The 22,621-nt window shown below is 70.5% G+C and carries 22 protein-coding genes; 3 read left to right on the top strand and 19 right to left on the bottom strand.

The genetic code is table 11. From position 1 onward, the window contains the following. Window positions 1-117 precede the first annotated feature (117 nt). The 4 genes from bioD to bioB are packed head-to-tail and all read right to left on the bottom strand — an operon-like array spanning window position 118 to window position 3,920. Window positions 118-798 (bottom strand): dethiobiotin synthase, encoded by a 681-nt coding sequence (bioD, locus tag H5U26_RS10870; protein ID WP_290619540.1) that lies wholly within the window; start codon window positions 796-798, stop codon window positions 118-120. Continuing rightward, complete coding sequence (gene bioC / locus H5U26_RS10865) at window positions 795-1,679, bottom strand: malonyl-ACP O-methyltransferase BioC (protein WP_290619538.1); 885 nt, start codon at window positions 1,677-1,679, stop codon at window positions 795-797. The genes bioD and bioC overlap by 4 nt, the downstream gene beginning before the upstream one ends. Before the next feature lie 13 nt (window positions 1,680-1,692). Next, window positions 1,693-2,853 carry an 8-amino-7-oxononanoate synthase gene (bioF, locus tag H5U26_RS10860; protein WP_290619536.1) on the bottom strand — a complete coding sequence of 387 codons (1,161 nt, stop codon included), beginning with the start codon at window positions 2,851-2,853 and terminating at the stop codon, window positions 1,693-1,695. After that, window positions 2,850-3,920 (bottom strand): biotin synthase BioB, encoded by a 1,071-nt coding sequence (gene bioB, locus H5U26_RS10855; RefSeq protein ID WP_366055935.1) that lies wholly within the window; start codon window positions 3,918-3,920, stop codon window positions 2,850-2,852. Before bioB ends, bioF begins: the two co-directional genes overlap by 4 nt. Before the next feature lie 36 nt (window positions 3,921-3,956). Between bioB and H5U26_RS10850 the strand changes: the two genes are divergently transcribed. Continuing rightward, on the top strand, window positions 3,957-4,664 hold the full coding sequence (locus H5U26_RS10850) for a ComF family protein (RefSeq protein ID WP_290619534.1): 708 nt from the start codon (window positions 3,957-3,959) through the stop codon (window positions 4,662-4,664). A 5-nt stretch (window positions 4,665-4,669) separates the two neighbouring features. Here H5U26_RS10850 and H5U26_RS10845 read toward each other — a convergent pair whose 3' ends face one another. After that, window positions 4,670-5,602, bottom strand: a complete 933-nt coding sequence (locus H5U26_RS10845; protein WP_290619532.1) for a dihydroorotate dehydrogenase — start codon at window positions 5,600-5,602, stop codon at window positions 4,670-4,672. 12 nt (window positions 5,603-5,614) lie between these two features. Here H5U26_RS10845 and H5U26_RS10840 point away from each other — a divergent pair, with 12 nt between their 5' ends. Then, window positions 5,615-6,088: a tRNA (cytidine(34)-2'-O)-methyltransferase gene (locus tag H5U26_RS10840; RefSeq protein WP_366055934.1), complete on the top strand. Its 474-nt coding sequence runs from the start codon at window positions 5,615-5,617 to the stop codon at window positions 6,086-6,088. 109 nt (window positions 6,089-6,197) lie between these two features. Here H5U26_RS10840 and H5U26_RS10835 read toward each other — a convergent pair whose 3' ends face one another. The 4 genes from H5U26_RS10835 to H5U26_RS10820 are packed head-to-tail and all read right to left on the bottom strand — an operon-like array spanning window position 6,198 to window position 8,429. Next, on the bottom strand, window positions 6,198-7,193 hold the full coding sequence (locus tag H5U26_RS10835; protein WP_290619528.1) for an NAD(P)H-dependent glycerol-3-phosphate dehydrogenase: 996 nt from the start codon (window positions 7,191-7,193) through the stop codon (window positions 6,198-6,200). 27 nt (window positions 7,194-7,220) lie between these two features. Then, window positions 7,221-7,700, bottom strand: a complete 480-nt coding sequence (secB, locus tag H5U26_RS10830) for a protein-export chaperone SecB (protein WP_290619526.1) — start codon at window positions 7,698-7,700, stop codon at window positions 7,221-7,223. A 32-nt stretch (window positions 7,701-7,732) separates the two neighbouring features. Next, the gene (grxC, locus tag H5U26_RS10825) at window positions 7,733-7,984 is read right to left on the bottom strand and encodes a glutaredoxin 3 (protein WP_290619523.1); all 252 of its coding nucleotides are present in this window, start codon (window positions 7,982-7,984) and stop codon (window positions 7,733-7,735) included. Between the two features lie 37 nt (window positions 7,985-8,021). Further along, window positions 8,022-8,429, bottom strand: coding sequence for a rhodanese-like domain-containing protein (locus tag H5U26_RS10820; RefSeq protein WP_290619521.1), 408 nt, complete (start codon window positions 8,427-8,429; stop codon window positions 8,022-8,024). Window positions 8,430-8,528: 99 nt separating this feature from the next. On the opposite strand from H5U26_RS10820, the gene H5U26_RS10815 reads away from it, so the two are divergent. Beyond that, entirely contained in the window at window positions 8,529-9,830 is a 1,302-nt protein-coding gene (locus H5U26_RS10815; protein WP_290619519.1) for a peptidoglycan DD-metalloendopeptidase family protein, read from the top strand. 118 nt (window positions 9,831-9,948) lie between these two features. Here the strand turns inward: H5U26_RS10815 and hemF are convergent, their stop codons facing one another. From hemF to H5U26_RS10765, 10 genes are all read right to left on the bottom strand, one after another. After that, window positions 9,949-10,860, bottom strand: a complete 912-nt coding sequence (hemF, locus tag H5U26_RS10810; RefSeq protein ID WP_290619517.1) for an oxygen-dependent coproporphyrinogen oxidase — start codon at window positions 10,858-10,860, stop codon at window positions 9,949-9,951. Between the two features lie 125 nt (window positions 10,861-10,985). Beyond that, a complete protein-coding gene (gene purD / locus H5U26_RS10805) occupies window positions 10,986-12,278 on the bottom strand; it encodes a phosphoribosylamine--glycine ligase (protein ID WP_290619515.1) in 1,293 nt (430 codons plus the stop codon). 24 nt (window positions 12,279-12,302) lie between these two features. After that, window positions 12,303-13,376, bottom strand: a complete 1,074-nt coding sequence (locus H5U26_RS10800) for a calcium/sodium antiporter (protein ID WP_290619513.1) — start codon at window positions 13,374-13,376, stop codon at window positions 12,303-12,305. A gap of 6 nt (window positions 13,377-13,382) precedes the next feature. Next, the gene (purH, locus tag H5U26_RS10795; RefSeq protein ID WP_290619511.1) at window positions 13,383-14,942 is read right to left on the bottom strand and encodes a bifunctional phosphoribosylaminoimidazolecarboxamide formyltransferase/IMP cyclohydrolase; all 1,560 of its coding nucleotides are present in this window, start codon (window positions 14,940-14,942) and stop codon (window positions 13,383-13,385) included. Between the two features lie 66 nt (window positions 14,943-15,008). After that, entirely contained in the window at window positions 15,009-15,302 is a 294-nt protein-coding gene (locus tag H5U26_RS10790) for a helix-turn-helix domain-containing protein (RefSeq protein ID WP_290619510.1), read from the bottom strand. A 171-nt stretch (window positions 15,303-15,473) separates the two neighbouring features. Continuing rightward, window positions 15,474-16,154 (bottom strand): zinc-ribbon and DUF3426 domain-containing protein, encoded by a 681-nt coding sequence (locus tag H5U26_RS10785; RefSeq protein WP_290619509.1) that lies wholly within the window; start codon window positions 16,152-16,154, stop codon window positions 15,474-15,476. After that, a complete protein-coding gene (prmA, locus tag H5U26_RS10780) occupies window positions 16,151-17,017 on the bottom strand; it encodes a 50S ribosomal protein L11 methyltransferase (protein WP_290619508.1) in 867 nt (288 codons plus the stop codon). The genes H5U26_RS10785 and prmA overlap by 4 nt, the downstream gene beginning before the upstream one ends. A gap of 61 nt (window positions 17,018-17,078) precedes the next feature. Next, complete coding sequence (locus H5U26_RS10775; RefSeq protein ID WP_290619507.1) at window positions 17,079-18,443, bottom strand: MFS transporter; 1,365 nt, start codon at window positions 18,441-18,443, stop codon at window positions 17,079-17,081. Between the two features lie 2 nt (window positions 18,444-18,445). Next, window positions 18,446-21,523 (bottom strand): efflux RND transporter permease subunit, encoded by a 3,078-nt coding sequence (locus H5U26_RS10770; RefSeq protein WP_290619506.1) that lies wholly within the window; start codon window positions 21,521-21,523, stop codon window positions 18,446-18,448. Beyond that, window positions 21,520-22,596 carry an efflux RND transporter periplasmic adaptor subunit gene (locus H5U26_RS10765; protein ID WP_290619505.1) on the bottom strand — a complete coding sequence of 359 codons (1,077 nt, stop codon included), beginning with the start codon at window positions 22,594-22,596 and terminating at the stop codon, window positions 21,520-21,522. Before H5U26_RS10765 ends, H5U26_RS10770 begins: the two co-directional genes overlap by 4 nt. Window positions 22,597-22,621: the final 25 nt, after the last annotated feature.

Here is a 22,621-nt window from a genome sequence, read left to right as displayed (position 1 = left end):
CCCGCGCCGCCGCTGGAATGCGTAGCGCACCTGCGACAAAAAGCCGCGCGAATACTACCCGCGGCCGCTACCCCCTGACAAGCCGAAGCGGCCTGGAAGGTGGCTCGTTCACAGGCATCAGGAACCAATCGGCGGCGCGCGCAAATCCCGGGCGACGCTGGCCGGCGTGGCCGCGGCAGCGTGGCGGAGCACGCCCAGACAGGGTGCCGCCAGGCTGTCGCCCAGGGCCTTCAGGTTGTCATCCAGGCGCTCAAAACCGGTCTCGATCGCATTCCCCACCCAGCCGGCCAGTGGCAGACCACAACGGCGGATGTCGGCCGCCGTCAGGGCGGCATGATTCAGGCAGCCCAGCCGCAGGCCGACCACCAGTACCACCGGCAGCTGCAGGCCCATGGCCAGATCCGCCACATCGCCGTCCGGCCCGAGCGGCACCCGCCAGCCGCCGACGCCTTCCACGACGACGCAGTCGGACTGCGCGGCCAGTTGACCGAAGGCCTGCTCGATTACCGCGAAGCGGATCGTCGATCCCACGTCCGCCGCCGCCAGATGCGGCGCAATGGGGGGCGCGAAGGCATAGGGATTGACCCACTCATAGGGCCAATCGCCACCGCTCGCGCCGATCAAGGCCAGCGCATCGTCATTGCGCAGGCCCGCCGGCGTGGCGGCGCAGCCACTGGCCACCGGCTTCATTCCGGCCACGCGCAGACCCTGCTGGCGCAGCACCGCGATCAGGCCGGCCGAGACGCGGGTCTTGCCGACCCCGGTGTCGGTGCCGGTGACGAAAAATCCCCTGCTCATGCGCGCCCACGACGCGGCGGATGAAATCTCAGCGGCTGGGGTGCCTGCGGATCATGGCGCCGTAACACCAGCGGCTTCCAGGCGTGCGCATAGATCACCTCGTAGGTGGCCGGCAGGCGACCTTCGCTGCGAGACGCTTCGTAAGCCGCTTCCATGGCCGACCAGGCCGCCCGGCCGGTGAGCTGGCGGCGCCGGCCGGCTGTGACGTTGCCGGCGCCGATGGATTTCAGGTCCACCGCCAGGGCGCGCACGTCCGCATAGGTGAGACAGAACCGCTCCACGTCCAGCACCGGCTGTTCGAAGCCACTGCGGCCCAGCGCATCGCCCAGGTCGTGCATGTCGATGAAGGCACTCACGTGCGTGGCGCCGTCCACCGCCCGCCAGGCCGCGCGCAGCTCCCTGAGCGTGTCCGGGCCCAGGCTGGTGAACATGAACAGCCCGCCGGGCCGCAGCACGCGCCACACCTCCGCCAGCACGGCGGCCGGGTCGTTGCACCACTGCACGGTCAGGTTGCTGAACACCAGGTCCACGCTGTCGGGTGCCAGCGGCAGCGCCTGCGCGGCCGCGCACACGAAGCGCTGCGCCGAAAACCAGCGCCGCCGCTGGCGCGCCACGCGCAGCATGGCCGGGGCAAAGTCGACCCCCGTGACCTGCGCGCCCCGGTAGCGTTTCAGGAGTGCCCGTCCGGCGACCCCCGGCCCGCAGCCCAGATCGAGAATCGACTGCGGCGCGAGGCGCACCAGGTCCAGCCGCGAGAGGCAATGCGCCTCGACCGTTCGCTGCAGCACAGCGCGGGTCTCGTAGCCCGCCGCGACCCTATCGAAGGCCCGGCGCACCCGGCGCGTGTCGAGGCGAAATTCGGCCTCAGCATCGCGACTCATGGCGCGCCAGCGCTCATGCCCGGTCCGGCAAGCCAGCCAGCGCGTCCAGCAGGCGATCCACCTGCGCCTCCTCGTGGGCGGCGGTGAGCACGATGCGCAAGCGCGCCGTGCCCTCAGGCACCGTGGGCGGGCGCACCGCCGGCACCAGCAGGCCGAGCCGCTCCAGGTGCGCGCTCCAGGCCAGCGCTCGCTGCGCACTGCCGGCGATCAGCGGCTGGATGGGCGTGGTCGATTCGAGCAGTGGCAGGCCGAGCTGGCCGGCTCCGGCGCGGAACCGCGCCACCAGCGCCTGCACCTTCTCGCGCCGCCAGGACTCGACCCGCGCCAGGCGCAGGGCGGCGCGCGTGGCCTCGGCCAGCGCCGGCGGCAGGGCGGTGGTGTAGATATAGCTGCGGGCGTGCTGGATCAGCGTCTCGATCAACGCCTCACTGCCGGCCACGAAGGCACCGAAACAGCCCAGCGCCTTGCCGAGCGTGCCCATCAGCACCGGCACCGCGGCGCCGTCCAGGCCCGCCTGCGCCACGCTGCCGGCGCCGCCCGGCCCCAGCACGCCAAAGCCGTGCGCGTCGTCGACCATCAGCCAGGCCTTGCTCTGCTGCGCCAGGGTCGCCAGTTCGACCAGCGGCGCCAGATCGCCATCCATACTGAACACGCCGTCGGTGATGACCAGCCGGCGCGGCGCGCCATCGGCCGCCAGCTGCTCGGCCAGATGCGGCGCGTCGCCGTGCCGATAAACGCTCACCCGCGCCTGACACAGGCGCGCCGCGTCGATCAGCGAGGCGTGGTTGAGCTGGTCCGAGAACACCGCCGACTGGCGGTCGAGCAGCGCGCCCAGCACGCCCAGATTGGCCATGTAGCCGGTCGAGAACAGCAAGGCTCGCGGCCGGCCGACGGCCGCGGCGAGCTCCTCTTCCAGCGCATGGTGAGCCGCCGTGTGGCCGGCCAGCAGGTGCGAGGCACCGGCGCCGACTCCCCACTGCTGCGCGCCACGGACCAGCGCGGCGGCCACCGCCGGGTGATTGGCAAGACCCAGGTAATCGTTGCTGCAGAAGGTCAGCAGTTCGCCGCCGGGAAATTTGCGAAGCGGCGACTGCGGCGACTGCGCAATCCGCCGCTCGCGGTACAGACCCGCGGCGCGGCGGGCTGCAAGGCCCGCTTCCAGATCGAAGCTCACCCGCCGGCAGCGACCGCGACGTCGGTCAAACCGGCTGCCGGCGCGGCTGGCGCGGCGCAGCGCACGGCCGGCTCCGCGGCGTTGATGCCCAGTGTCGCGAACAGCGCGCGGTCGCGCTCGGCCGCCGGGTTGCCGGTGGTCAGCAGCTTGTCGCCGTAGAAGATCGAGTTGGCACCGGCCAGGAAACACAGCGCCTGCAGGGCGTCGTCCATGCTCTCGCGGCCGGCCGACAGGCGCACCACCGAGGCCGGCATCAGGATCCGCGCCACGGCGATGGTGCGCACGAACTCCAGCGGCTCGAGCGCCGGCGTGCCGGCCAGCGGCGTGCCGGCCACCTGCACCAGATAGTTGATCGGCACGCTTTGCGGGTGCTCGGGCAGGGTGGCCAGGGATTCGAGCAGGCCGACCCGGTCCTCGCGTGCCTCGCCCATGCCGACGATGCCGCCGCAGCACACGTTCAGCCCGGCATCGCGCACCTGCTGCAGGGTGTCCAGGCGGTCCTGGAAGGTGCGGGTGGTGATGATTTGGCCGTAGAACTCGGGCGAGGTGTCCAGGTTGTGGTTGTAGTAGTCCAGGCCGGCGGCCTTCAGGCGCGGCGCCTGGTCGCCACCGAGCATGCCCAGCGTCACGCAGGTCTCGAGGCCCAGCGCCTTGACCTGCCGCACCATGTCCAGCACGCGCACGAAATCCTTCTCGCGCGGGCTGCGCCAGGCGGCGCCCATGCAGAAGCGGCTGGCCCCCGCATCGCGCGCGGCGCGCGCGGCGGCGACCACGGCATCCACGTCCAGCAGCGCCTCGCGCTGCAGGTCGGCCTCGTGGTGCGCGCTTTGCGGGCAGTAGCCGCAGTCCTCCGGACAGGCGCCGGTCTTGATGCTCAGCAGCGTGCTGACCTGCACGGTGTTGGGATCGAAATGGGCGCGGTGCGTGGTCTGCGCGCGGTGCAGCAGGTCGCTGAACGGCAGCTCGAACAGGGCGCGAATCTGGGCGCGCGTCCAGTCGTGACGAATGGCGGTCAAGGGCGGACTCCGGAAACGGTGCAGGACACGAGCCGCCCGCGGCGGCGGCATTCAGAATAGCCGTGAACGCCACTGTGTCAACCTGACATGAACCCCAAAGTTGACGAACATCTCGACGCCCTGCTCGCCTGGCTGCTGCCGCCGCAGTGCACGCTGTGCGGCGCAGCCGGCAGTGAGCGCCTGCCGCTGTGCGACGCGTGTCGCGGTGAGCTGCCGTATCTGGGCCGGGCCTGCGAGCGCTGTGCACAGCCGCTGCCGGTGGCCGGCGTGTGCGGCCGCTGCCTGCGTCACCCGCCACCGCAGGACCGTGCTCACGCGGCGTTTCACTACGCCGCCCCGCTCGACCGCCTGGTGCAGCGCCTCAAGTTCGGCCGCCGGCTGGGTCTTGCCCGCCTGACCGGCGCCCTGCTTGCCAAGGCCGCCCAGTCCGGACACTGGGAACGGCCCGAACTGTTGATTCCGGTGCCGCTGCACGACCGGCGCCTGCGCCAGCGCGGCTACGACCAGGCGCAGGCCATCGCCCGCGAGGCCGGCCGGCGACTGGGCATCCCGGTCGACGCCCACGCCTGCCGGCGCATACGCGCCACGGCGCCGCAAACCGGACTTGCGCTGGCCGACCGGCGGCGCAACGTGCGCGGTGCGTTCGCCGTGCAAAAGCCGCCCGCCGTGAGCCACGTGGCCGTGGTGGACGATGTGATGACCACCGGCGCCACGGCCGGCGCGCTGGCGCTGGCCCTCAAGCGCGCCGGTGTGGCGAGGGTCGACGTGTGGGCACTGTGCCGGGCCGGCCGCTGACGGATTTACCAGGCCAGCGCGCCGACCAGCGCGCTCACGTTGTGATGGTCGTGCCGACGCAGGTAGTCGGCAATGCCCTGGTTGATGGTCGGACAGATCAGCGGGTCATAGAACAGCGCCGTGCCGACGCCGACCGCGCTCGCCCCGGCCAACAGGAACTCGAGCGCATCGTCGGCACAGGCGACCCCGCCCTGGCCGATGATCGGCACGCCATGCTTTGCCGCGACCTCGTACACCTGACGCACCTTCAGCAGCGCGATCGGCTTGATGGCCGGACCGGACAGACCGCCCTGGCGGTTGCCGAGCACCGGGCGGCGCTGCCCCAGGTCGATTGCCATCCCCTGCAGGGTGTTGATGGCGGCGAAGGCATCGGTACCGGCCTCGATGCAGCGGCGGGCGTTCTCGGCGATGTCGGTCTGGTTTGGTGAGAGCTTTGTTATCAGTGGCTTGCGCGTCATTCTTCGACAAGCCTCCACCACGCGTGCCGACATCTGCGGATCGTTGCCGAACTGCACGCCGCCGGCCTTCACGTTGGGACAGGAGATGTTCAGCTCGATGGCCGCCACCGGCGAGTCGTCGAAGATGCGCGTGACTTCCGCGTACTCCTCCACCGTGGCGCCGGACACATTGGCCGCGAACAGGGTTCCCGAGAAGTCCAGCCGCGGCAGGATGTCGCGCACTACCGCCCGCGCGCCCGGGTTCTGCAGACCGATGGCGTTTAGCATGCCGGCCGGGGTCTCGGCCAGGCGGTGCGGGGCATTGCCCAGGCGTGGTTCCAGCGTGGTGCCCTTGAGCACCACCAGGCCCACGTCGCGGTGGCTGAAGCCGGCCACGCGGGTATATTCCTGCCCGAAACCGACACAGCCGGACAGCAGCACCAGCGGCGTGCGCAGACTCAGTCCGCACAGTTCGGTCCGCAACAGCCCCGCATCGCTCATCGTGCCTGACCCGTGTTCCACGTCATCCTCTTGTCACCGCAAATCCCGCCCAACACCGGCAACATCATAAGGCTGTGCGCCAACACCGGCGCCGCGCTGCACCTGGTCGAACCGCTCGGCTTCGAGCCGGACGATGCGCGCCTGCGCCGCGCCGGGCTGGACTACCACGAGTACGCCACGGTGCAGCGCCACGCGGATCTGGAAAGTTGCCTGCAAGGTCTTGCCGCGCCGCGCCTGTGGGCCTTCAGCACCCGCGGCCGGCGGCTGTACAGCGACGTGGCCTACCGACCGGGCGACGCGCTGCTGTTCGGCTCCGAGACCTGTGGTCTGCCGGCCGAGGTGCTGCATCGCCTGCCGGCCGAGCAGGTGCTGCGCCTGCCGATGCGGCCCGGCAACCGCAGCCTGAATCTTTCCAATGCCGTGGCGGTGGCGGTGTTCGAGGCCTGGCGCCAGCAGGGCTTCGATGGTGAGGGTCCGTCGGGCTGAACCGAGGTCAGCGGTGCCGCTGGCGAACGACAAACGCCGTTATTGATGGCGCGCTCGGGGCAGGTCTTCGCGCCCAAAGGCGCTCCTGCCAAAAACCCCTCACGTTTCCCTACAACTCGGCCGATGGCTCCCGTGCCAGCAGTTCCTGCACGGCCTCACGCACGTCCTTCTGTTCATGAAGTACCCGGTAGACGGCGTTGCAGATCGGCATATTGACGCCCAGCCGTGCCGCCAGACGCTGCACGCCCCGCGCCGTGACCACGCCTTCGGCCACCTGGCCCAGCGAATCCACCGCCTGCTGGACCGTTTTGCCGCTGGCCAGCGCCAGACCGACACGACGGTTGCGCGACTGATTGTCGGTACAGGTCAGCAGCAGATCGCCCAGGCCACTCAGTCCCAGAAACGTGTCCCGCTGCGCGCCCAGCGCCAGGCCCAGACGCTGCACCTCGGCCAGGCCGCGGGTGATCAGCGCGGCGCGGGCATTGGCGCCGAAGCCGATCCCGTCGGCGATGCCGGCGGCGATGGCCAGCACATTCTTGACTGCGCCGCCCACCTGCACGCCGATCAGGTCGTCACTGCGGTAGGCGCGCAGTGACCCGCCGTGCAGCCGGCCCACCCAGGCTTGTGCCGCCTGTGCATCCGGCGAGGCTACCGTCACGGCGGTCGGCAAGCCGAGCGCCACCTCGGCGGCGAAACTCGGCCCGGACACGGCCACACAGGCAACGTCCGCCCCAAGCTCCTCGGCCGCCACCTGGTGCAGCAGCTTGCCGCTGTCTTCCTCGAAACCCTTGGTCGCCCAGGCAATCTCGCGCCCCGGCAACAAGGGCGCCAGCCGGCCCAGTACCGCGCGAAAGCCGCTGCTGGGCACCACCACCAGCACGCCGGCCACGCCGGCCAGGGCTGCGGCCAGATCGGCCGTGGCGGTCAGCGGCGGCGGCAGCACGATGTCGGGCAGAAACTGCGCATTCACGCGCAGTGCGTTCATGCTCGCCGCGTCGCCCGGCGCCAGGGTCCACAGGCGCACCATGTGGCCGCGACGGGCCAGGGCAATGGCCAGTGCCGTGCCCCAGGAGCCGGCGCCCAGCACCGCCAGGGTGTCAGTCACGTCGCGCGTTCCGCTGCGCGGCGGCGCTCAGTGCGTCAGCTGACCGTCGGCCGGCGCCGCCTGCTGGCGCTGCAGGTGCTGCTGATAGAGCACCTCGAAGTTGACCGGCGCCAGCAGCAGCGGCGGAAAGCCACCGGCTACAGTGGCGTCCGACACCACCTGCCGGGCATAGGGAAACAGCACATTGGGACAGGTGACGCCCAGCACCCAGCCCATCTGCTCGGCCGGCACCCCCTCGATATGGAACAGGCCGGCCTGCTGCACCTCGACCAGGAACACGGTGTCCTCGCCGCTGCGCACGGTGGCGGTCACGTTCACCACCACCTCGTGCAGGTTCTCGCCGACCTGCGCGGCGCCGGCGCCCAGCTGCAGGTCGATCTGCGGCTGCGTGGTGGCGTCGAAAATCTGCGGCGCCTTGGGCGACTCGAAGGACATGTCCTTCAGGTAGATGCGGCGAATATTGAACTGCGGTTGCGGCGCCTGCGCGGCGCCGGTGTCATCGGCCATGAAAAGGTTTCCTGATGTGAGTGAAGGGTCGATCAGTCGCTGGCCAGCAGGGCGTCCAGCTTGCCGGCACGTTCCAGGGCCGCCAGATCATCGTAGCCGCCGATGTGTTGCGCGCCGATGAATATCTGCGGCACGGTGCGCCGGCCGCTGCGCTGTTCCATCTCGGCCCGGCGCGCCACGTCCATGTCGACCGGAATCTCCTGATAGGCCACGCCCTTGCTGTCGAGCAGGCGTTTGGCCATGGCGCAGTAACCGCACAGGGCGCCGGTGTAAATCGTGACCATGCAATAGGCTCCGGTGTGGGGCAGAACCGACGACGGCTCACTTGGCCAGCGGCAACTGGGCCTCGGCCCAGCCGCGCATGCCGCCCTTGAGCACGTGAACAGGCTCGAAGCCCTGCGCCCGCAGCAGGCGCGATGGGCCGAGCACGGACTGGCGCGGCGCGGCGATCAGCAGCACCGCCCGCGGCTTGGTCTTGCGCTGCTTGGCGGCCCACTCGGCCAGTGCGTCGGGCGCCACATTGACCGCGCCGCGCACGTGTCCGGCGGCGAATTCGGCCGACGGGCGCAGGTCCAGCACGCTGGCGCCGGCATTCATCAGCCGCACCGCGTCGCCCGGCAGCGTGGGCTGGTAACCGAGCATGCCTTCGAGGGAGTAACTCAGGCCCAGCAAGGCCGCCACCGCGGCGAATGCGGCGAACAATTCGATATTGGCAAGGACGAAAGCCATGGGCCTGCACGGAAGCAAAAGCGAAGGGGGCGCTGGGTCCAGCGCGGGCGAGAGTTTACTATGCACGCCGCCTCAAACACCCTGCCCCGCCCTGGCGTCGTGCCCCCGCTTTTCAAACCGCTTTCGGCCATCGGCCTGTGTGCGCTGGCGCTGCTGACCGGCACGGCACCGGCATCGGCCAACGACGCCGCGCAGGCCAAATCGCGCCTGGAAAAGCTGGGCGACGAGCTGGGCCAGGTGCTCGGAACCCTGCGCCAGCGCCTGGTGGAGCGCGACAGCCTGCGCAGCCGCCTGGCCGAAGCCGACCGGCAGGTGGCGCAGGTGAACACCCGCCTGATCGAAACCGAACGCCGCTCCACGGCCCTGCAGCGCAACCTGGATGAGCTGCGCGCCCAGCAGGCGCAGGCGCGGGCACGCCTCGACGTGCAGCGCCAGGCGCTGGCGCGCAGCCTCGCCCTGGCCGCCCGCAGCGGCAACGCCGATCGCCTGAAACTGCTGCTGAACCAACAGGATCCGGCCGCCCTGACGCGCCAATTGCGGTACCAGCGCTATGTCGCGGACGCGCAGGCGGCGCGCCTGGGCGACCTGCGCCGCCAGCTGGATGCCTTTCAGGAACGCGATGCGCAGATTGCCGCCGACGTCGCGGCACTGGCAGACCAGCAACGCGATCTGGAGCAGCAGCGGGCACAGCTCGCCGAACTGCGCGCGCAGCGCAAGACCCTGCTGGCGCAGGCCGAAAGCGAGGTCAGCCGCAGCGAACAGCGCGTGCGGGCGATCGAGCAGGACCAGCGCGAACTCAATGACCTGCTCACCGACATCGCGCGCCGCGAGGCGCGTGCGCGCGAGCGAGAACAAGAGCGCGAGCGCGAACAGCAAGCCCAGGCCGCCGTCGAAAAAGCCCCGCAAGCACCCACAGGTGCACCTTCGGCCCGCCTGCCACCGGCCGGCAAATCACCGGGCAGCGCCGGCCCGCTGGTCAGCGCCACCCCGACGCCGAGCCTGCCCGGTGAGCGCTTTTCGGCCCGTCGCAGCCGCCTGCCCTGGCCGATCAGCGGCCAGCTGAAGGCCCGTTTCGGCACCACCCGCGAGAGCGGGCGCACGCGCTGGGACGGCGTGGTCATCGCGGCCCGCCCCGGCAGCACCGTGCGCAGCATCCATGCCGGCAAGGTGGTCTACGCCGACGTGCTGGGCGGCTACGGACTACTGGTGATCGTCGACCACGGCGAGGGTTACCTGAGCCTGTACGGCTACAACGACGCCATCCTGAAACGCCCCGGCCAACGGGTCGCGGCCGGCGAGCCGATCGCCAATGTTGGCGACCGCGGCAACGCCAGCGGCGTCTATTTCGAGATCCGCCACCGCGGCCGGCCGGTCAACCCCTCGGCCTGGTGCGGCGGATAAGGCGCATCGAAACGCCGTGATCACGCTCCTGCTGGAGCGACGCCCCGCCGCGAATCTTCGAATCAGGCATTCGGCCCGGGGGCGGGCCTCCCACCTTGAGACACAGCGCCGCAGGCGCTCAACCCAGCCAGTCGCGCGGCTGCAGGTATTTTTCGGTCAAGGCTGCCTCCGGCGTGCCCGGCTCGGGCTGCCAGCGATAGCGCCAGGCCGCCAGCGCCGGCATGGACACCAGGATCGACTCGGCCCGGCCGCCGCTTTGGATGCCAAAGCGCGTGCCGCGGTCGTGCAGCAGGTTGAACTCCACATACCGCCCGCGCCGGAACAGCTGGAAATCCCGCTCGCGCTCGCCGTATGGGGTGTGCTTGTGGCGCGCCACCAGCGGCTGATAGGCGGCGATGTAGTGCTCGCCGACACTGCGCAGGAAAGCGAAGGCCTGCGCGAAGCCGCCTTCGTCGAAGTCGTCGAAGAAAATCCCGCCGATGCCGCGCTGCTCGCCGCGGTGATGGTTGCAGAAATACTCGTCGCACCAGCGCTTCAGGCGCGGGTACAGATCGGCCCCGAACGGCGCGCAGGCAGCCTGCGCCTGGCGGTGCCAGAACACGCAGTCTTCGTCGAAGCCGTAGTAGGGCGTCAGGTCGAAACCGCCGCCGAACCACCACACCGGCGCGCCGTCCGGCCGGTAGGCGACGAACAGGCGCACGTTGGCGTGCGAGGTCGGCACATAGGGGTTTTGCGGGTGGATCACCAGCGACACGCCGAGCGCCTCGAACCGGCAGCCGGCAAGGTCCGGATGGCGCTCGCTGGCGGTGCCCGGCAGCGCCGTGCCCTGCACGTGCGAGAAATTGACCGCGCCGCGCTCGATCACGGCGCCGGCTTCGATGACCCGCGTGCGCCCGCCGCCACCGCCGGCATGCTGCCAGGGGTCCTCCTGGAACCGGCCGTGGCCGTCCTCGGCCTCCAGCATCTTGCAGATGCGGTCCTGCAGATCCGTCAGATAGGCGGACACCGCCGGTACGTCGACGCCACTCATGGCAAACCCCTTGTATTGGCCTTGTATTAGCGCCCGCCGTCGGGCAAAACCCGGTAGGAGCGCAGCTTTGCTGCGCGATGATCGCCCGGCAAAGCCGGGCTCCTACAATTTTTCGATGGCTGCGGTCAGCCGGGTGTCCGTTCGCGCGCCACGGCCCGGTAGCCGATGTCGCGCCGGTACAGCGCGCCGGGCCAGGCGACCTGCTCCACCACCCCATACGCCAGGCGCTGCGCCTGCGCCACGCTGTCGCCCAGCGCCGTGACGCACACCACGCGCCCGCCGGCAGTCACGATCTGCCCGTCCCGCACGGCCGTGCCGGCATGGAACACCTTGCTGTCCGGCGGCTCGGCCACGGGCAAGGCCGCAATCGGCGTGCCCGTGGCGTACTCGCCCGGATAACCCTGCGCCGCCAGCACCACGCCCAGCGCCGGGCGCGGATCCCAGTCGGCCTGGACCTGGTCCAGCCGGCCATCCAGCGCCGCCTCGATCAAGTCCACCAGGTCCGAGCGCAGCCGCAGCATGATCGGCTGCGTTTCCGGATCACCCAGGCGGCAATTGAACTCCAGCACCCGTGGCGCGCCGTTGACGTCGATCATGAGCCCGGCGTACAGAAAACCGGTGTAGGGCGTGCCGTCGGCTGTCAGGGCCGCGACCGTGGGCTCGATCACCTGCGCCATGATGCGGGCGTGGATGTCCGGCGTGACCACCGGCGCCGGCGAATACGCGCCCATGCCGCCGGTGTTGGGGCCCCGATCGCCGTCGTCGCGCGCCTTGTGGTCCTGCGAGGTGGCCAGCGGCAGGATGTGGCCGCCGTCGACCATGACGATGAAGCTGGCCTCCTCGCCGACCAGGAAATCCTCCACCACCAGCCGCGCCCCGGCGCTGCCAAACGCGCCTTCGCCGAGCATGGCGCGCACGGCGGCCTCGGCCTCGTCGCGCCGGTGGGCGATCACCACGCCCTTGCCGGCCGCCAGGCCGTCGGCCTTGATCACCATCGGCAGCGGGCGCGCGCGAACGTGCGCCAGCGCGGCGGCCAGGTCCTCGAAGGTCTCGTAGGCGGCGGTCGGAATGGCGTGCCGGCGCAGGAACTCCTTGGCGTAGGCCTTGGAACCCTCCAGCTGCGCGGCGGCCCGGCTCGGCCCGAAGCAGCGCCTGCCGGCGGCGGCGAAGGCGTCCACCACACCGGCCACCAGCGGCGCTTCCGGGCCGACCACGGTCAGATCGATCGCCTCGCGCTGCGCAAACGCCAGCAGACCCGTTACGTCCTCGGCCGCGATGGCGACGTTCTGGACCCCCGGCTCGGTGGCCGTCCCGGCATTGCCGGGCGCGACGTAAACGCGCGTGACGCGCGGCGACTGCGCCAGTTTCCAGGCCAGGGCGTGCTCGCGGCCGCCGGAACCAATCACCAGAAGTTTCACGGGTCGTCCTCGTCCAGATAACGCTCAGGGGTCGCGCTGGAGGTGCCAGGCGCGCACGGTCACCACCGCCAGCGTGATGGCCGTCAGCGGCAGCACGAAGCCCATCATCGCCCGGCCGAGCAACGACGCGGCGTCGTGCCCGGCGCCGTTCAGCAGCAGATACGCGGTATAGGCGACGTAATAGCCCAGGAACAGACCGCCCTCCCAGCGGGCGATGCGGTGTCCGCTAAAAAAGATCGGCAGGCAAGCGAAGGCCACCGCCGTCATCACCGGCAGGTCGAAGGTACGCGCCGCAGCGCTGACCGGCATGCCGCCGTCAGCCACCGCGGCGCTGGTGCCGAGTACCGCCGACAGATTGAAGATGTTGCTGCCGACCACGTTGCCGACCGCCATCTCGCCCTGGCCGCGCAGCGTGGCCACGGCGGAAGCGGCGATCTCCGGCAGCGACGTGCCCACGGCCACCACCGTCAGGCCGACCACCAGCTCGCTCAGACCCAGACTCAGGGCAATGGACACCGCGGCGCTCACCAGCGCACGGGCACCCAGCACCAGCAACGCCAGGCCGACGAGCACCAGCGCCAGATCGCGCCACCACACGGTGCGCACGGCCGGTTCCGGCGCCTGCGCCGCGGCGGCCCGGGCGGCGGCCGATTCGCGCCGCGCCAGACGCACCACGAAAGCGGTGTAGGCGACAGCCATCAGCACCAGCGCGCCGCCTTCGACGCGGCCGATGCGCCCGTCCAGCGCCAGCAGCATGACCAGTACCGACACCGCCAGCATCAGCGGCACGTCGAGTCGGATCAGCTGACGCGCCACCAGCAGCGGCGCCAGCAGCGCGCTCAGGCCGAGAATCAGCAGGACATTGGCGATGTTGCTGCCGACCACGTTGCCGACGGCGATGGCCGGCGCGCCGCGCAGCGCCGCGTCCACACTAATGGCCAACTCCGGCGCACTGGTACCGAAGGCCACCACCGTCAGGCCGACCACCAGAGGCGACAGGCCGGTGGCCACCGCCAGCCGCGCCGCGCCGCGAATCATCAGCTCGGCGCCGCCCAGCAGCAGGACCAGGCCGACGATCAGCAGCAACGCGGTCTGCACGCCGCCTCAGTGCCGGAAGTGGCGCACGCCGGTAAACACCATCGCCATGCCGTGTTCGTCGGCGGCGGCAATGACTTCGGCGTCGCGCATCGAGCCGCCCGGCTGGATGACGGCGGCAATGCCGCGCTCGGCGGCGGCGTCCAGGCCGTCGCGGAACGGGAAGAACGCGTCCGAGGCCATCACCGCGCCGCTCAGTTCGAAACCCGCCTCGGCGGCTTTCAGGGCCGCGATGCGCGCGGAATCCACACGCGACATCTGCCCGGCGCCGATGCCCAGCGTGCGCTGGCCGGCGGCATAGACGATGGCGTTCGATTTCACGTACTTGGCCACTTCCCAGGCGAACAGGAGGTCGTCGAACTCGGCCGGCGTCGGCGCGCGGCGCGTGACGACCTTCAGATCAGCCCGCGCCAGCACGTGCGTGTCGGCGGTCTGGATGAGCAGGCCGGAGCCGATGCGCTTGACCTCATGCGTGTTATGGCCATCGCCCGGCGGGACCTCCAGCACGCGGATGTTCGGCTTGCCGGAGGTAGCTGCCAGCGCCTCGGCAGTGACCGCAGGCGCGATGATGACCTCGGCGAACTGCCGGCCGACGATGGCCGCGGCCGCGGCGGCGTCCAGCGGCCTGTTGAAGGCAATGATGCCGCCGAAAGCCGAGGTCGAATCACAGGAGTAGGCGCGCTCGTAGGCATCCGCCGGGTCCGTACCCAGCGCCACGCCGCAGGGGTTGGCGTGCTTGACGATCACGCAGGCCGGCGCCTGGAAGCCACGCACCGCCTCCCAGGCGGCATCGGCGTCGGCCAGGTTGTTGTAGGACAGTTCCTTGCCCTGCAACTGGCGGAACGTGGCCAGCGTGCCGGGCGCCGGGCGCAGGTCGCGGTAGAAGGCGGCCTGCTGGTGCGGATTCTCGCCGTAGCGCAGGTCCATTACCTTCACGTGGCGGCCGTTGGCCTGACCCGGAAACTCGGCCCGTGTGCCGTCCGGGCGGATCGCCGACAGGTAATCGCTGATCGCCGCGTCGTAGTTGGCAACGTGGTTGAAGGCGGCCACGGCCAGCGCGAAACGCTCCGCATCCCCTACCCCGCCGCTGGCCTCGATCTGCTCGAGCGCCGCCGCGTACTGGCCCGGCTCGGTCAGCACCGCGACGTGGCGGAAATTCTTGGCCGCCGCGCGCAGCATGGCCGGCCCGCCGATGTCGATCTGCTCGACCGCCTGCTCCAGCGTGCAGTCCGGCCGCGCCACGGTGGCCTCGAACGGGTACAGGTTCAGCACCAAAAGATCGATCGGCGCGATGCCGTGGGCGGCCATCACCGCGTCGTCGACGCCGCGCCGGCCCAGCAGGCCGCCGTGGATCAGCGGGTGCAGGGTTTTGACCCGGCCGTCCATGATTTCCGGAAAACCGGTGACCTCGGCCACCTCGCGCACGGCAAGGCCCGCCTCGCGCAGGGCGCGGCAGGTGCCGCCGGTGGAGAGCAGTTCGATACCGCGGGCGACAAGGCGGCGGGCGAGATCCACCACGCCGGCCTTATCCGACACGCTGAGCAGGGCGCGGCGCACGCTATGAGTCACGACAGAACCTTGTGGATAGTGCAGATGTCAGGCCCCGGGCGAGTCCGACCCGGGGCGGGGCGGCCCTCACAGGCCGTATTGCAGGAGTTTCTTGCGCAGCGTGTTGCGGTTGATGCCCAGCACCTCGGCGGCGCGGCAGCGGTTGCCGCGCGCCTTCTCCATCACCACTGCCAGCAGGGGCTTTTCGACCTGCTCGAGCAGCAGCTGGTGCAGGTTGGTCGGCTCGCTGTCGCCCAGTTCATCCAGATAGCGGCGCACGGTGGCTGCCACGCACTGCGCCAGGGATTGAGCCGGGTACTGGGTGTCCCACGGCGGCGCAGCGTGCTGATCAGCAGGAACGCTGACATCGGCGGGTCTCATGCATTGACTCCCTGTGCGCCACCGACGTTCAGGGTCAGAAACCCCGCCGCCGTCTTCTGGCGCTGATCCGTTTGTTCGAAATGGAGCCGGTCGGCGAGGCGCACTGGCCGCGACCGGGGCGCAATGTTAGCCCAGGCGACCGGTCGATGGGGGCGCATTCGTTGCCCGGTCTCAGTGCAGGGTGAACCTGAAACCGGCCGCCGCCATGCCCGGGTCCGCCAGCGGCAGGCGCACCTCGACCGTGGCGCCGGCGACAAACTGAGGATTGCCCTGCTGCTCAGCCGGCAGATATTCGGCCGGCTCGAACATGCGCTCGGCAACGACCGCGTCAGCGGGGCCGGTCAGCGCCAGCGCCAGTCGCGGCCAGGGCTGCGCCAGCGGCGCCCCGTTTTCGAGCCTGACCACCGCCAGCAGTGCCCCGGCATAGTCCGGGTGCGAGGTCACGCGCGCCTCGGTAACACGAATCGCCCGCAAGTCGCGAAACGGCGGCAGGCTGCAGCCAAGGCGCTGACAGGCAGCCTCCAGCAGTGGCCGCAGGGCCGGCAGCTCGGCCGCGCGGTTGCGTCCGAGCCACAGCATCTGCCCGGCCAGCATCACCAGCAGAACCACCACCAGGGCCGGCAGCAGGCCCGCGGCCGGTGTCGCGGCCGCGACCGCGGACACATAGGCCGGGCGTGGAATATCCGCCGCATGGCCGGCACGTCCTGAGGACAGCGGAGCGACGTCTGCCTGCGCCGCAAACACCTCGCTGCACACGCCGCAGCGGACGCGGCCGTGTGCCGGCACGCTGGCCGGGCCGCGAAACACGGTGCCGCATCCCGGACAGCGCAGCAGCACCGATTGCAGGCTCATTGTTTGCTCCCTTTCACGCAGGCCCAGCCCTGGTCGATGATCGGCACATCGAAGCGCAGCGCCGATCCGAAGGCCGCCATCACTTCCGGCAGCTGGGATTCGAGGAGGCCGGATAGTAGCAAAGCGCCTCCCGGACGCAGTGCATCAAGCAAATGCGGTGCCAGCGTCACCAGCACCGGCGCCAGGATGTTGGCCAGGATCAGGTCGGCCGCGACACCGGCCGGCAATTCCTCGGCCTGCATCACCCGCAGGCGGTCCGACACTGCGTTGCGGGCGGCGTTGTCGGTGGTCGCGGTCAGGGCCTGTGGGTCGATGTCGAGCGCCCACACCCGCTGCGCGCCCAGCAGCGCCGCTGCAACCGCAAGAATGCCCGACCCGCAGCCCCAGTCGATCACCTCGCCACCCACCGGGGGATTGCGTGCCAGCCAGCGCAGGCACAGCGCCGTGGTCGGATGCGCGCCGGTACCGAATGCCAGCCCGGCATCCAGACGCAGCACCAGCGCGTCCGGCGCCGGCGCGGCCGCGCCGGTCGGGCAGACCCACAGCCGCCCGCCGAAATGGCGCGGCTTCACATCCTGTCCGCTGCGCGCCCAGTCCTGATCGGCCACGCGCGCGCCGCTCACGGCCGCCACGCCCATGCTGGCGAGCAAGGCCAGCAGCGGCGCCGGATCGTAATCGCCCTCGAACAGCGCGCTCAGACACACCTCGGGCCACAGCGGCGTCTGTCCCGGCAGCGGCTCCAGCACCGGTCGATCCGCGGCATCCAGGCTGGTGATCGCCAGCGCGCCGGCGCTCTCCAGGAGCCCACACAGCGCATCGTGACTCCCGGCCGCAGCGCGGCACTCGATACTGATCCAGCTCATGCCCCCGTCCTGCGCGTCCAGCTGAAAACTCCTGACACATTCCGCGGGCGGCCGCGGGACATCAGGCCGCCCCGACCGGGCGCCTGGCCGTCGCCGCGAAGGCGCCCAGACACAGCGCCAGGAATACCAGCCCACCGACCGCCAGCGCGTGCTGGTAATCGGCCCGGCTGTGCGGCGCAAGCACGCCCAGCAGCAGCGCCGCCAGTGCCATGCTGAGCATCTGCCCCACCAAACGCGAAGTCTGCATGAGGCCGGCCGCCAGACCGAAGGCCGACGGCGGCACCGCGGCCAGCGCCGCGTGCTGGTTGGGCGGCACGAACAGCGCCGTGCCGACGCCGATGCAGGCCAGCGCCACCGGCAGCAGACCATAGCTGCCGGCAAGGCCGGTGACGGTGACCAGCGCCAGGCCGGTCGAGGTCAGGCCAAGCCCCCCCATGGTCAGGCGCCGCGCCGGCACACGATCGGCCAGGCGCCCGGCCGGCGCCGCCAGCACGGTCTGCAGCACCGGCTGGATGGCCAGCAACAGCCCGGTGCGCGCCGCGCCGCTGCCAAGGCCGTGCTGCAGCACCAGACTGAGCACATAGCTCAGACCAAACACGCCGCTGTAGTGCAGCAGGGCGGCGCCGGCCGAATAGCGCAGGCCCTGCCCGGGCGCCAGCAGGCGCAGGTCGATCAGCGGCTGCGGCGTGCGCCGCTGGTGGGCGATGAACGCCCACAGCAGCAGCCCGGCCAGAGCCAGCAGCAGCGGCGCATCGCGCTGCTGCGGCCGGCCGCTGGCCAGCCAGAACGTGCCCAGCGCGCCGCCCAGCAACAGCGCGCCGGGCAGGTCGAAACGCCCGCCGGGCGCCGTGGCCGCCGCGTGCGGCAGCAGCCGCCACAGGGCAATCGCCACCGCCAGACCAATCACGCCGGTCAGATAGAACACCGACTGCCAGCCAAACGCCTGCGTGAGCACGCCGCCCAGCGCCGGCCCGGCAGTCAGGCCGACATAGGTCACGGTAATGTTCAGGCCCAGCGCCCGGCCGCGCCGCTCGGGCGCCACCTGATGCGCCAGCAGCGCCGGGCCGGTGCCAAACACGCCGGCCGAGCCCACGCCCTGCAGCAGACGCAGGCCGATCTGCGCATACGGATCGCTGACCCAGGCACCGAACAGGCTGGTGATGGCGATGATGGCCGCGCCCAGCGCCAGCACCGGACCGCGACCGTACAGGTCTCCGGCCCGCGCGACCGGCATCATGAACACCGCCGCAGCCACGAAATAGGCACTCGTGTACCAGCCGGCCTGCCCCACCGTGAAGCCGCGCGCGGCCGAAATCTGCGGCAGCGCCACCACGATGGCGGTGGCGATGAACGGCCCCAGGAAACTGGCCAGCGGAATCAGCGCCAGCGCGACACCCGGCCGCGCCAAGGGAACCGGCGAGGCCATCCTCAGGCCGGGTGTGGCAGCGGCTGCGCGGCTGCTTTTGGCTTCGCCTCGCGACCCGACAGCAGCAGATAGACCACCGGCACCACATACAGGCTGAACAGCGTGCCGACCAGCAGGCCGCCGATGACGACCCAGCCGATCGGGTGGCGCGACTCGGCGCCGGCGCCGCCGGCAAGGGCCAGCGGCACGGCCGCCAGCAGCATGGTGGCCGAGGTCATCAGGATCGGCCGCAGGCGCAGCACCGAGGCCTGCACCAAGGCGTCGCGCGCGGCCATGCCGCCGGCGCGCAGCTGGCGCGTGAACTCGACGATCAGGATGCCGTTTTTGGCCGTAAGACCGATCAGCATGACCATGCCGATCTGGCTGTACACATTCAGCGTGAGGCCGCTGAAGTACAGGGCCGCCACCGCGCCGGCCACGGCCAGCGGCACCGACAGCAGGATCACCAGCGGGTCGCGGAAGCTCTCGAACTGCGCCGACAGCACCAGATAGATGAACGCCAGCGCCAGGCCGAAGGTCAGCGCCAGCGCCTGGCTGGCCTCCTTGAACTCGCGCGAGATGCCGTCGTAGTCGATGCGCCCGCCGGGCGGCAGGACCTGCTGGGCCTCGGCCGCCAGCCAGTCCAGCACCTCGCCCATGGCGTGGCCGGGGGCGATGTTGGCGCTGATCTTGGCTGCCCGCAGGCGGTTGAAGTGGTTCAGCTCGCGCGGCGCCACCGCCTCGCGCAGGCTGACCAGGTTGTCCACCTGCACCAGCGAGCCGTCGCCGGCCCGCAGGTAGATGTCGGTCAGGTCGGTCGGCTGGCGGCGCGCGTCGTCGGCCAGCTTGACGATCACCTCGTACTGCTTGCCGGCGCGCTTGAAGCGCGTCACCTCGCGCCCGCCCAGCAGGGTCTCGAGCGTGCGCCCGACGTCGGCCGCGCTGATGCCGACGTTGGCCAGCTTGTCGCGGTTAACGTCCACTTTCAGCTGCGGCTTGTTCAGCTTCAGGTCCGTGTCCAGGTTCAGCAGCGCCGGGTTCTGGCTCGCCCGCGCCATCAGTGTGTCGACCGCCACCTGCAGCTGCTCCCAGGTGTCGGCCTGCAGCACGAACTGCACCGGCGTCTCGCGGTAGCCGCCCATGCCCAGCGAGGCGCGGTTGATGGGAAACGCCAGCACGCCGGGCATGGCGCCGAGCTTCGGTCCGAGTTCGCGGGTGATGTCGAACTGGCTGCGCGTGCGCTCGCCCCAGGGCTTGATGGTGGCAAATGCCGCGCCGATGTTGACCGGCGCCGGCCGCTGCACGCCCGGCGACACGACCATGAACAGGGTGGTCATCTCCGGGATGCCGGTGAGGATTTTTTCCGCCTCGAGCACGTTGCGGTACATGTAGTCGTAACTCGCCCCTTCCGGGCCGATCATCAGCACCACGAAGTCGGAGCGGTCCTCGAATGGCGCCAGTTCCGATTTGAGCTGCGTGAACATCCATGCGCCGGCCGCGCCCACGCCGATGGCCAGCGCCAGCACCAGCACCCAGCCGCGCAGCGCGAGGCGCAGCGTGGCCTCGTAGCCGCGGTTCAGCGCCACGAAAAAACGTTCCGTGAACTGATACGCCGGGCTGTGGTGAGCCGGCTTCAGGAAGCGGCCGCACAGCATCGGCACCAGCGTCAGGGCGACGAAACCCGACACCGCCACGGCGCCGGCCACCGCCAGCGCGAACTCCCGGAACAGCCGCCCGGTGGTGCCGGTCTGAAAGGCCATCGGCACGAACACCGCCACCAGCGTGATGGTCATGGCCAGCACGGCAAAGCCGATCTCGCGCCCGCCGACCAGCGCCGCCTCGCGCGGCGACAGGCCGTCCTCGATGCGCCGGTAGATGTTCTCCAGCACCACGATGGCGTCGTCCACCACCAGGCCGATGGCCAGCACCAGCGCCAGCAGGGTCAGGATGTTGATCGAGAAATCGAGCGCATACAGAAAGAAAAACGCGCCGATGATGGCGACCGGAATCGACAGGAACGGGATCAGCGTGGCCCGCGGCGAACGCAGGAAACCGAAGATCACCACCACCACCAGCACCAGCGCCTCGAACAGGGTCCGATAGACGGCCTTGATCGATTCCTCGACGAAGTTCGAGCGGTCGGTGCCGATCTTGAACTGCATACCGGCCGGCAGCGTGGCCTGGATTTCCGGCAGCATGGCCTTGACCGCGCGGGCGACTTCCAGCAGGTTGGCGGTGGACTGCTTGACCACGCCCAGACCGACCGCCGGGGCGCCGTCGACGCGGTTGCTGGAGCGCTCGTCCTCGGCGCCCAGCGCCGCGTGGCCAACGTCCTTCAGACGCACCGGGTAGCCGTTGACCTCGCGGATGATCATTTCGTCGAACTGCGCCGGCGTGCGCAGGTCCGTTTCAGACAGCACCGTGAACTCGCGCTCGGTACTCTCGATGCGCCCGGACGGCACCTCGATGTTCTCCCGCCGCAGCGCGGTTTCGACATCCAGCGGCGTGAGCCCGTAACCGGCCAACCGCTCCCGATCCAGCCAGATGCGCATCGAATAACGCCGCTCGCCGCCGATCAGCACCGTCGCCACGCCCGGAATGGTCTGCAGGCGGTCGCGCACCACCCGGTCGGCGAAGTCCGATACCTCCAGCGGCGAGTGGCGATCGCTGAAGAAGGCCAGCCACATGATCGGGTCGGCGTCGGCCTCGACCTTGGAGATGACCGGCTCGTTGATGTCCTCGGGCAGCTTGTCGCGGGCACGGGCGACCCGATCGCGCACGTCGGCGGCGGCGTCGTCCGGATCGCGCGTCAGGCGAAACTTGATCGTGATTTCCGACACTTCCTCGCGCGATACCGACTTCATGACGTCGATGCCCTCGATGCCGGACAGCTCGTCCTCCATCGGCTGGCTGACCTGGCTTTCGATGATCTCGGCGCTGGCGCCGCGGTAGATGGTGCGCACCGACACCACCGGCGTATCGATCATGGGGTACTCGCGCACCGACAGGCGTGAGAAGGCGATCACCCCCAGCAGCAGGATGACCAGGCTCATCACCGTGGCCAGCACCGGCCGCTCGACCGACACGTCGGTCAGTTTCATGGCTTGACCTCCTGCGCACGGGCCGCCACCGGCATGCCGTCGCGCAGCTTCATCTGGCCCTCGGTGACCACCGTATCGCCGGCCGCGAGGCCCTCGACGATCTCGACGATGCCCGGCTCGCGCAGGCCGGTGACGACTGGTGTGAACACCACCTTGCCATCCACCACCTTGAACACGAACAGCCTGTCACCGCGCGGCACGATGGCCTGCTCCGGAATCACCACCGCCTGCGGCCGCTCGCCGACCGTCAGCTCCACCTGCGCGAACATGCCCGGCCGCAGCAGGCCGTCGCCGTTGGGCACCCGCCCGCGCAGCGCAAAGGTGCGCGTGGCGGCGTCCAGGCGCGGGTCGATGGCGTAAATCTCGCCCGTGAACTCGCGGCCCGGCACGGCGTCCACGCGCAGGGTCAGCGGCCGGCCGACGGTCATCGCCGTGGCGTGGCGCTCCGGCACCCGGAACTCCACCTTCAGCGGGTCGATATCCTCCAGGTTCACCAGATCCTGCCCCGGCTGCACGTAGGCGCCGGGACTGACCAGCCGCAAGCCGGCCACGCCGTCGAAGGGCGCCCGCAGCACCGTCTTGGCCAGCATCACCTGGTGACGCTGCAGCAGGGCCCGCGATTCGGCCAGCCGCGCCTGCGCCTGGTCGTATTCCTGCTGGCTCAGCATGTTGGTCTTGACCAGATCGGCGGCGCGCTGGAAGTTCAGGCTATTGACCGTCACCGTGGCCTCGGTCTGCGCCACCTGCGCCCGGTACTCGGCGCCGTCGAGCGTGATCAGCGGCTCACCGGCCTTGACCGGCTGGCCTTCCTGGAAATGGATGCGCTCCACCCGGCCGGGAATCTCGGAGCGGACCAGCACCGACTCGTTGGCAGTCAGCGTACCCACGGCCCGCAGGCGGTCGGTCAGCGCCTGCGGGTGGGCAGTGGCCACCAGTACCGGCAGGGCCGGGGGAGCGCCGCCCGCAGCGGCCGCGGACGTCGCCGGCCGGTCGCCCCGCGAACAGGCGGTCAGGACCAGCAGCAGGCCCGCCGCAACCAGTGCGCGGCATGGCAAATACGGTTCATGCGTCATATTGTGTTTTCTTCTCCCCTGGATC

The organism is Immundisolibacter sp. (assembly GCF_014359565.1).
Taxonomy (GTDB): Bacteria; Pseudomonadota; Gammaproteobacteria; order Immundisolibacterales; family Immundisolibacteraceae; genus Immundisolibacter.
The sequence above is the reverse complement of the archived record's forward strand: the minus strand, read 5'-3'. Positions and strand labels throughout refer to the sequence as shown.

Excerpts from the sequence above, each read along its gene's own strand:
- hemF (WP_290619517.1), bottom strand. The coding sequence starts at position 10,860 with ATGAGTGGCGTCGACGTACCGGCGGTGTCCGCCTATCTGACGGATCTG.
- H5U26_RS10775 (WP_290619507.1), bottom strand. The coding sequence starts at position 18,443 with ATGGCCTCGCCGGTTCCCTTGGCGCGGCCGGGTGTCGCGCTGGCGCTG.
- prmA (WP_290619508.1), bottom strand. The coding sequence starts at position 17,017 with ATGAGCTGGATCAGTATCGAGTGCCGCGCTGCGGCCGGGAGTCACGAT.
- H5U26_RS10845 (WP_290619532.1), bottom strand. The coding sequence starts at position 5,602 with ATGAGCGATGCGGGGCTGTTGCGGACCGAACTGTGCGGACTGAGTCTG.
- H5U26_RS10785 (WP_290619509.1), bottom strand. The coding sequence starts at position 16,154 with ATGAGCCTGCAATCGGTGCTGCTGCGCTGTCCGGGATGCGGCACCGTG.
- bioB (WP_366055935.1), bottom strand. The coding sequence starts at position 3,920 with ATGCCGCCGCCGCGGGCGGCTCGTGTCCTGCACCGTTTCCGGAGTCCG.
- bioC (WP_290619538.1), bottom strand. The coding sequence starts at position 1,679 with ATGAGTCGCGATGCTGAGGCCGAATTTCGCCTCGACACGCGCCGGGTG.
- H5U26_RS10765 (WP_290619505.1), bottom strand. The coding sequence starts at position 22,596 with ATGACGCATGAACCGTATTTGCCATGCCGCGCACTGGTTGCGGCGGGC.
- bioD (WP_290619540.1), bottom strand. The coding sequence starts at position 798 with ATGAGCAGGGGATTTTTCGTCACCGGCACCGACACCGGGGTCGGCAAG.
- H5U26_RS10820 (WP_290619521.1), bottom strand. The coding sequence starts at position 8,429 with ATGGCTTTCGTCCTTGCCAATATCGAATTGTTCGCCGCATTCGCCGCG.
- grxC (WP_290619523.1), bottom strand. The coding sequence starts at position 7,984 with ATGGTCACGATTTACACCGGCGCCCTGTGCGGTTACTGCGCCATGGCC.
- H5U26_RS10790 (WP_290619510.1), bottom strand. The coding sequence starts at position 15,302 with ATGAGACCCGCCGATGTCAGCGTTCCTGCTGATCAGCACGCTGCGCCG.
- secB (WP_290619526.1), bottom strand. The coding sequence starts at position 7,700 with ATGGCCGATGACACCGGCGCCGCGCAGGCGCCGCAACCGCAGTTCAAT.
- H5U26_RS10850 (WP_290619534.1), top strand. The coding sequence starts at position 3,957 with ATGAACCCCAAAGTTGACGAACATCTCGACGCCCTGCTCGCCTGGCTG.
- H5U26_RS10770 (WP_290619506.1), bottom strand. The coding sequence starts at position 21,523 with ATGAAACTGACCGACGTGTCGGTCGAGCGGCCGGTGCTGGCCACGGTG.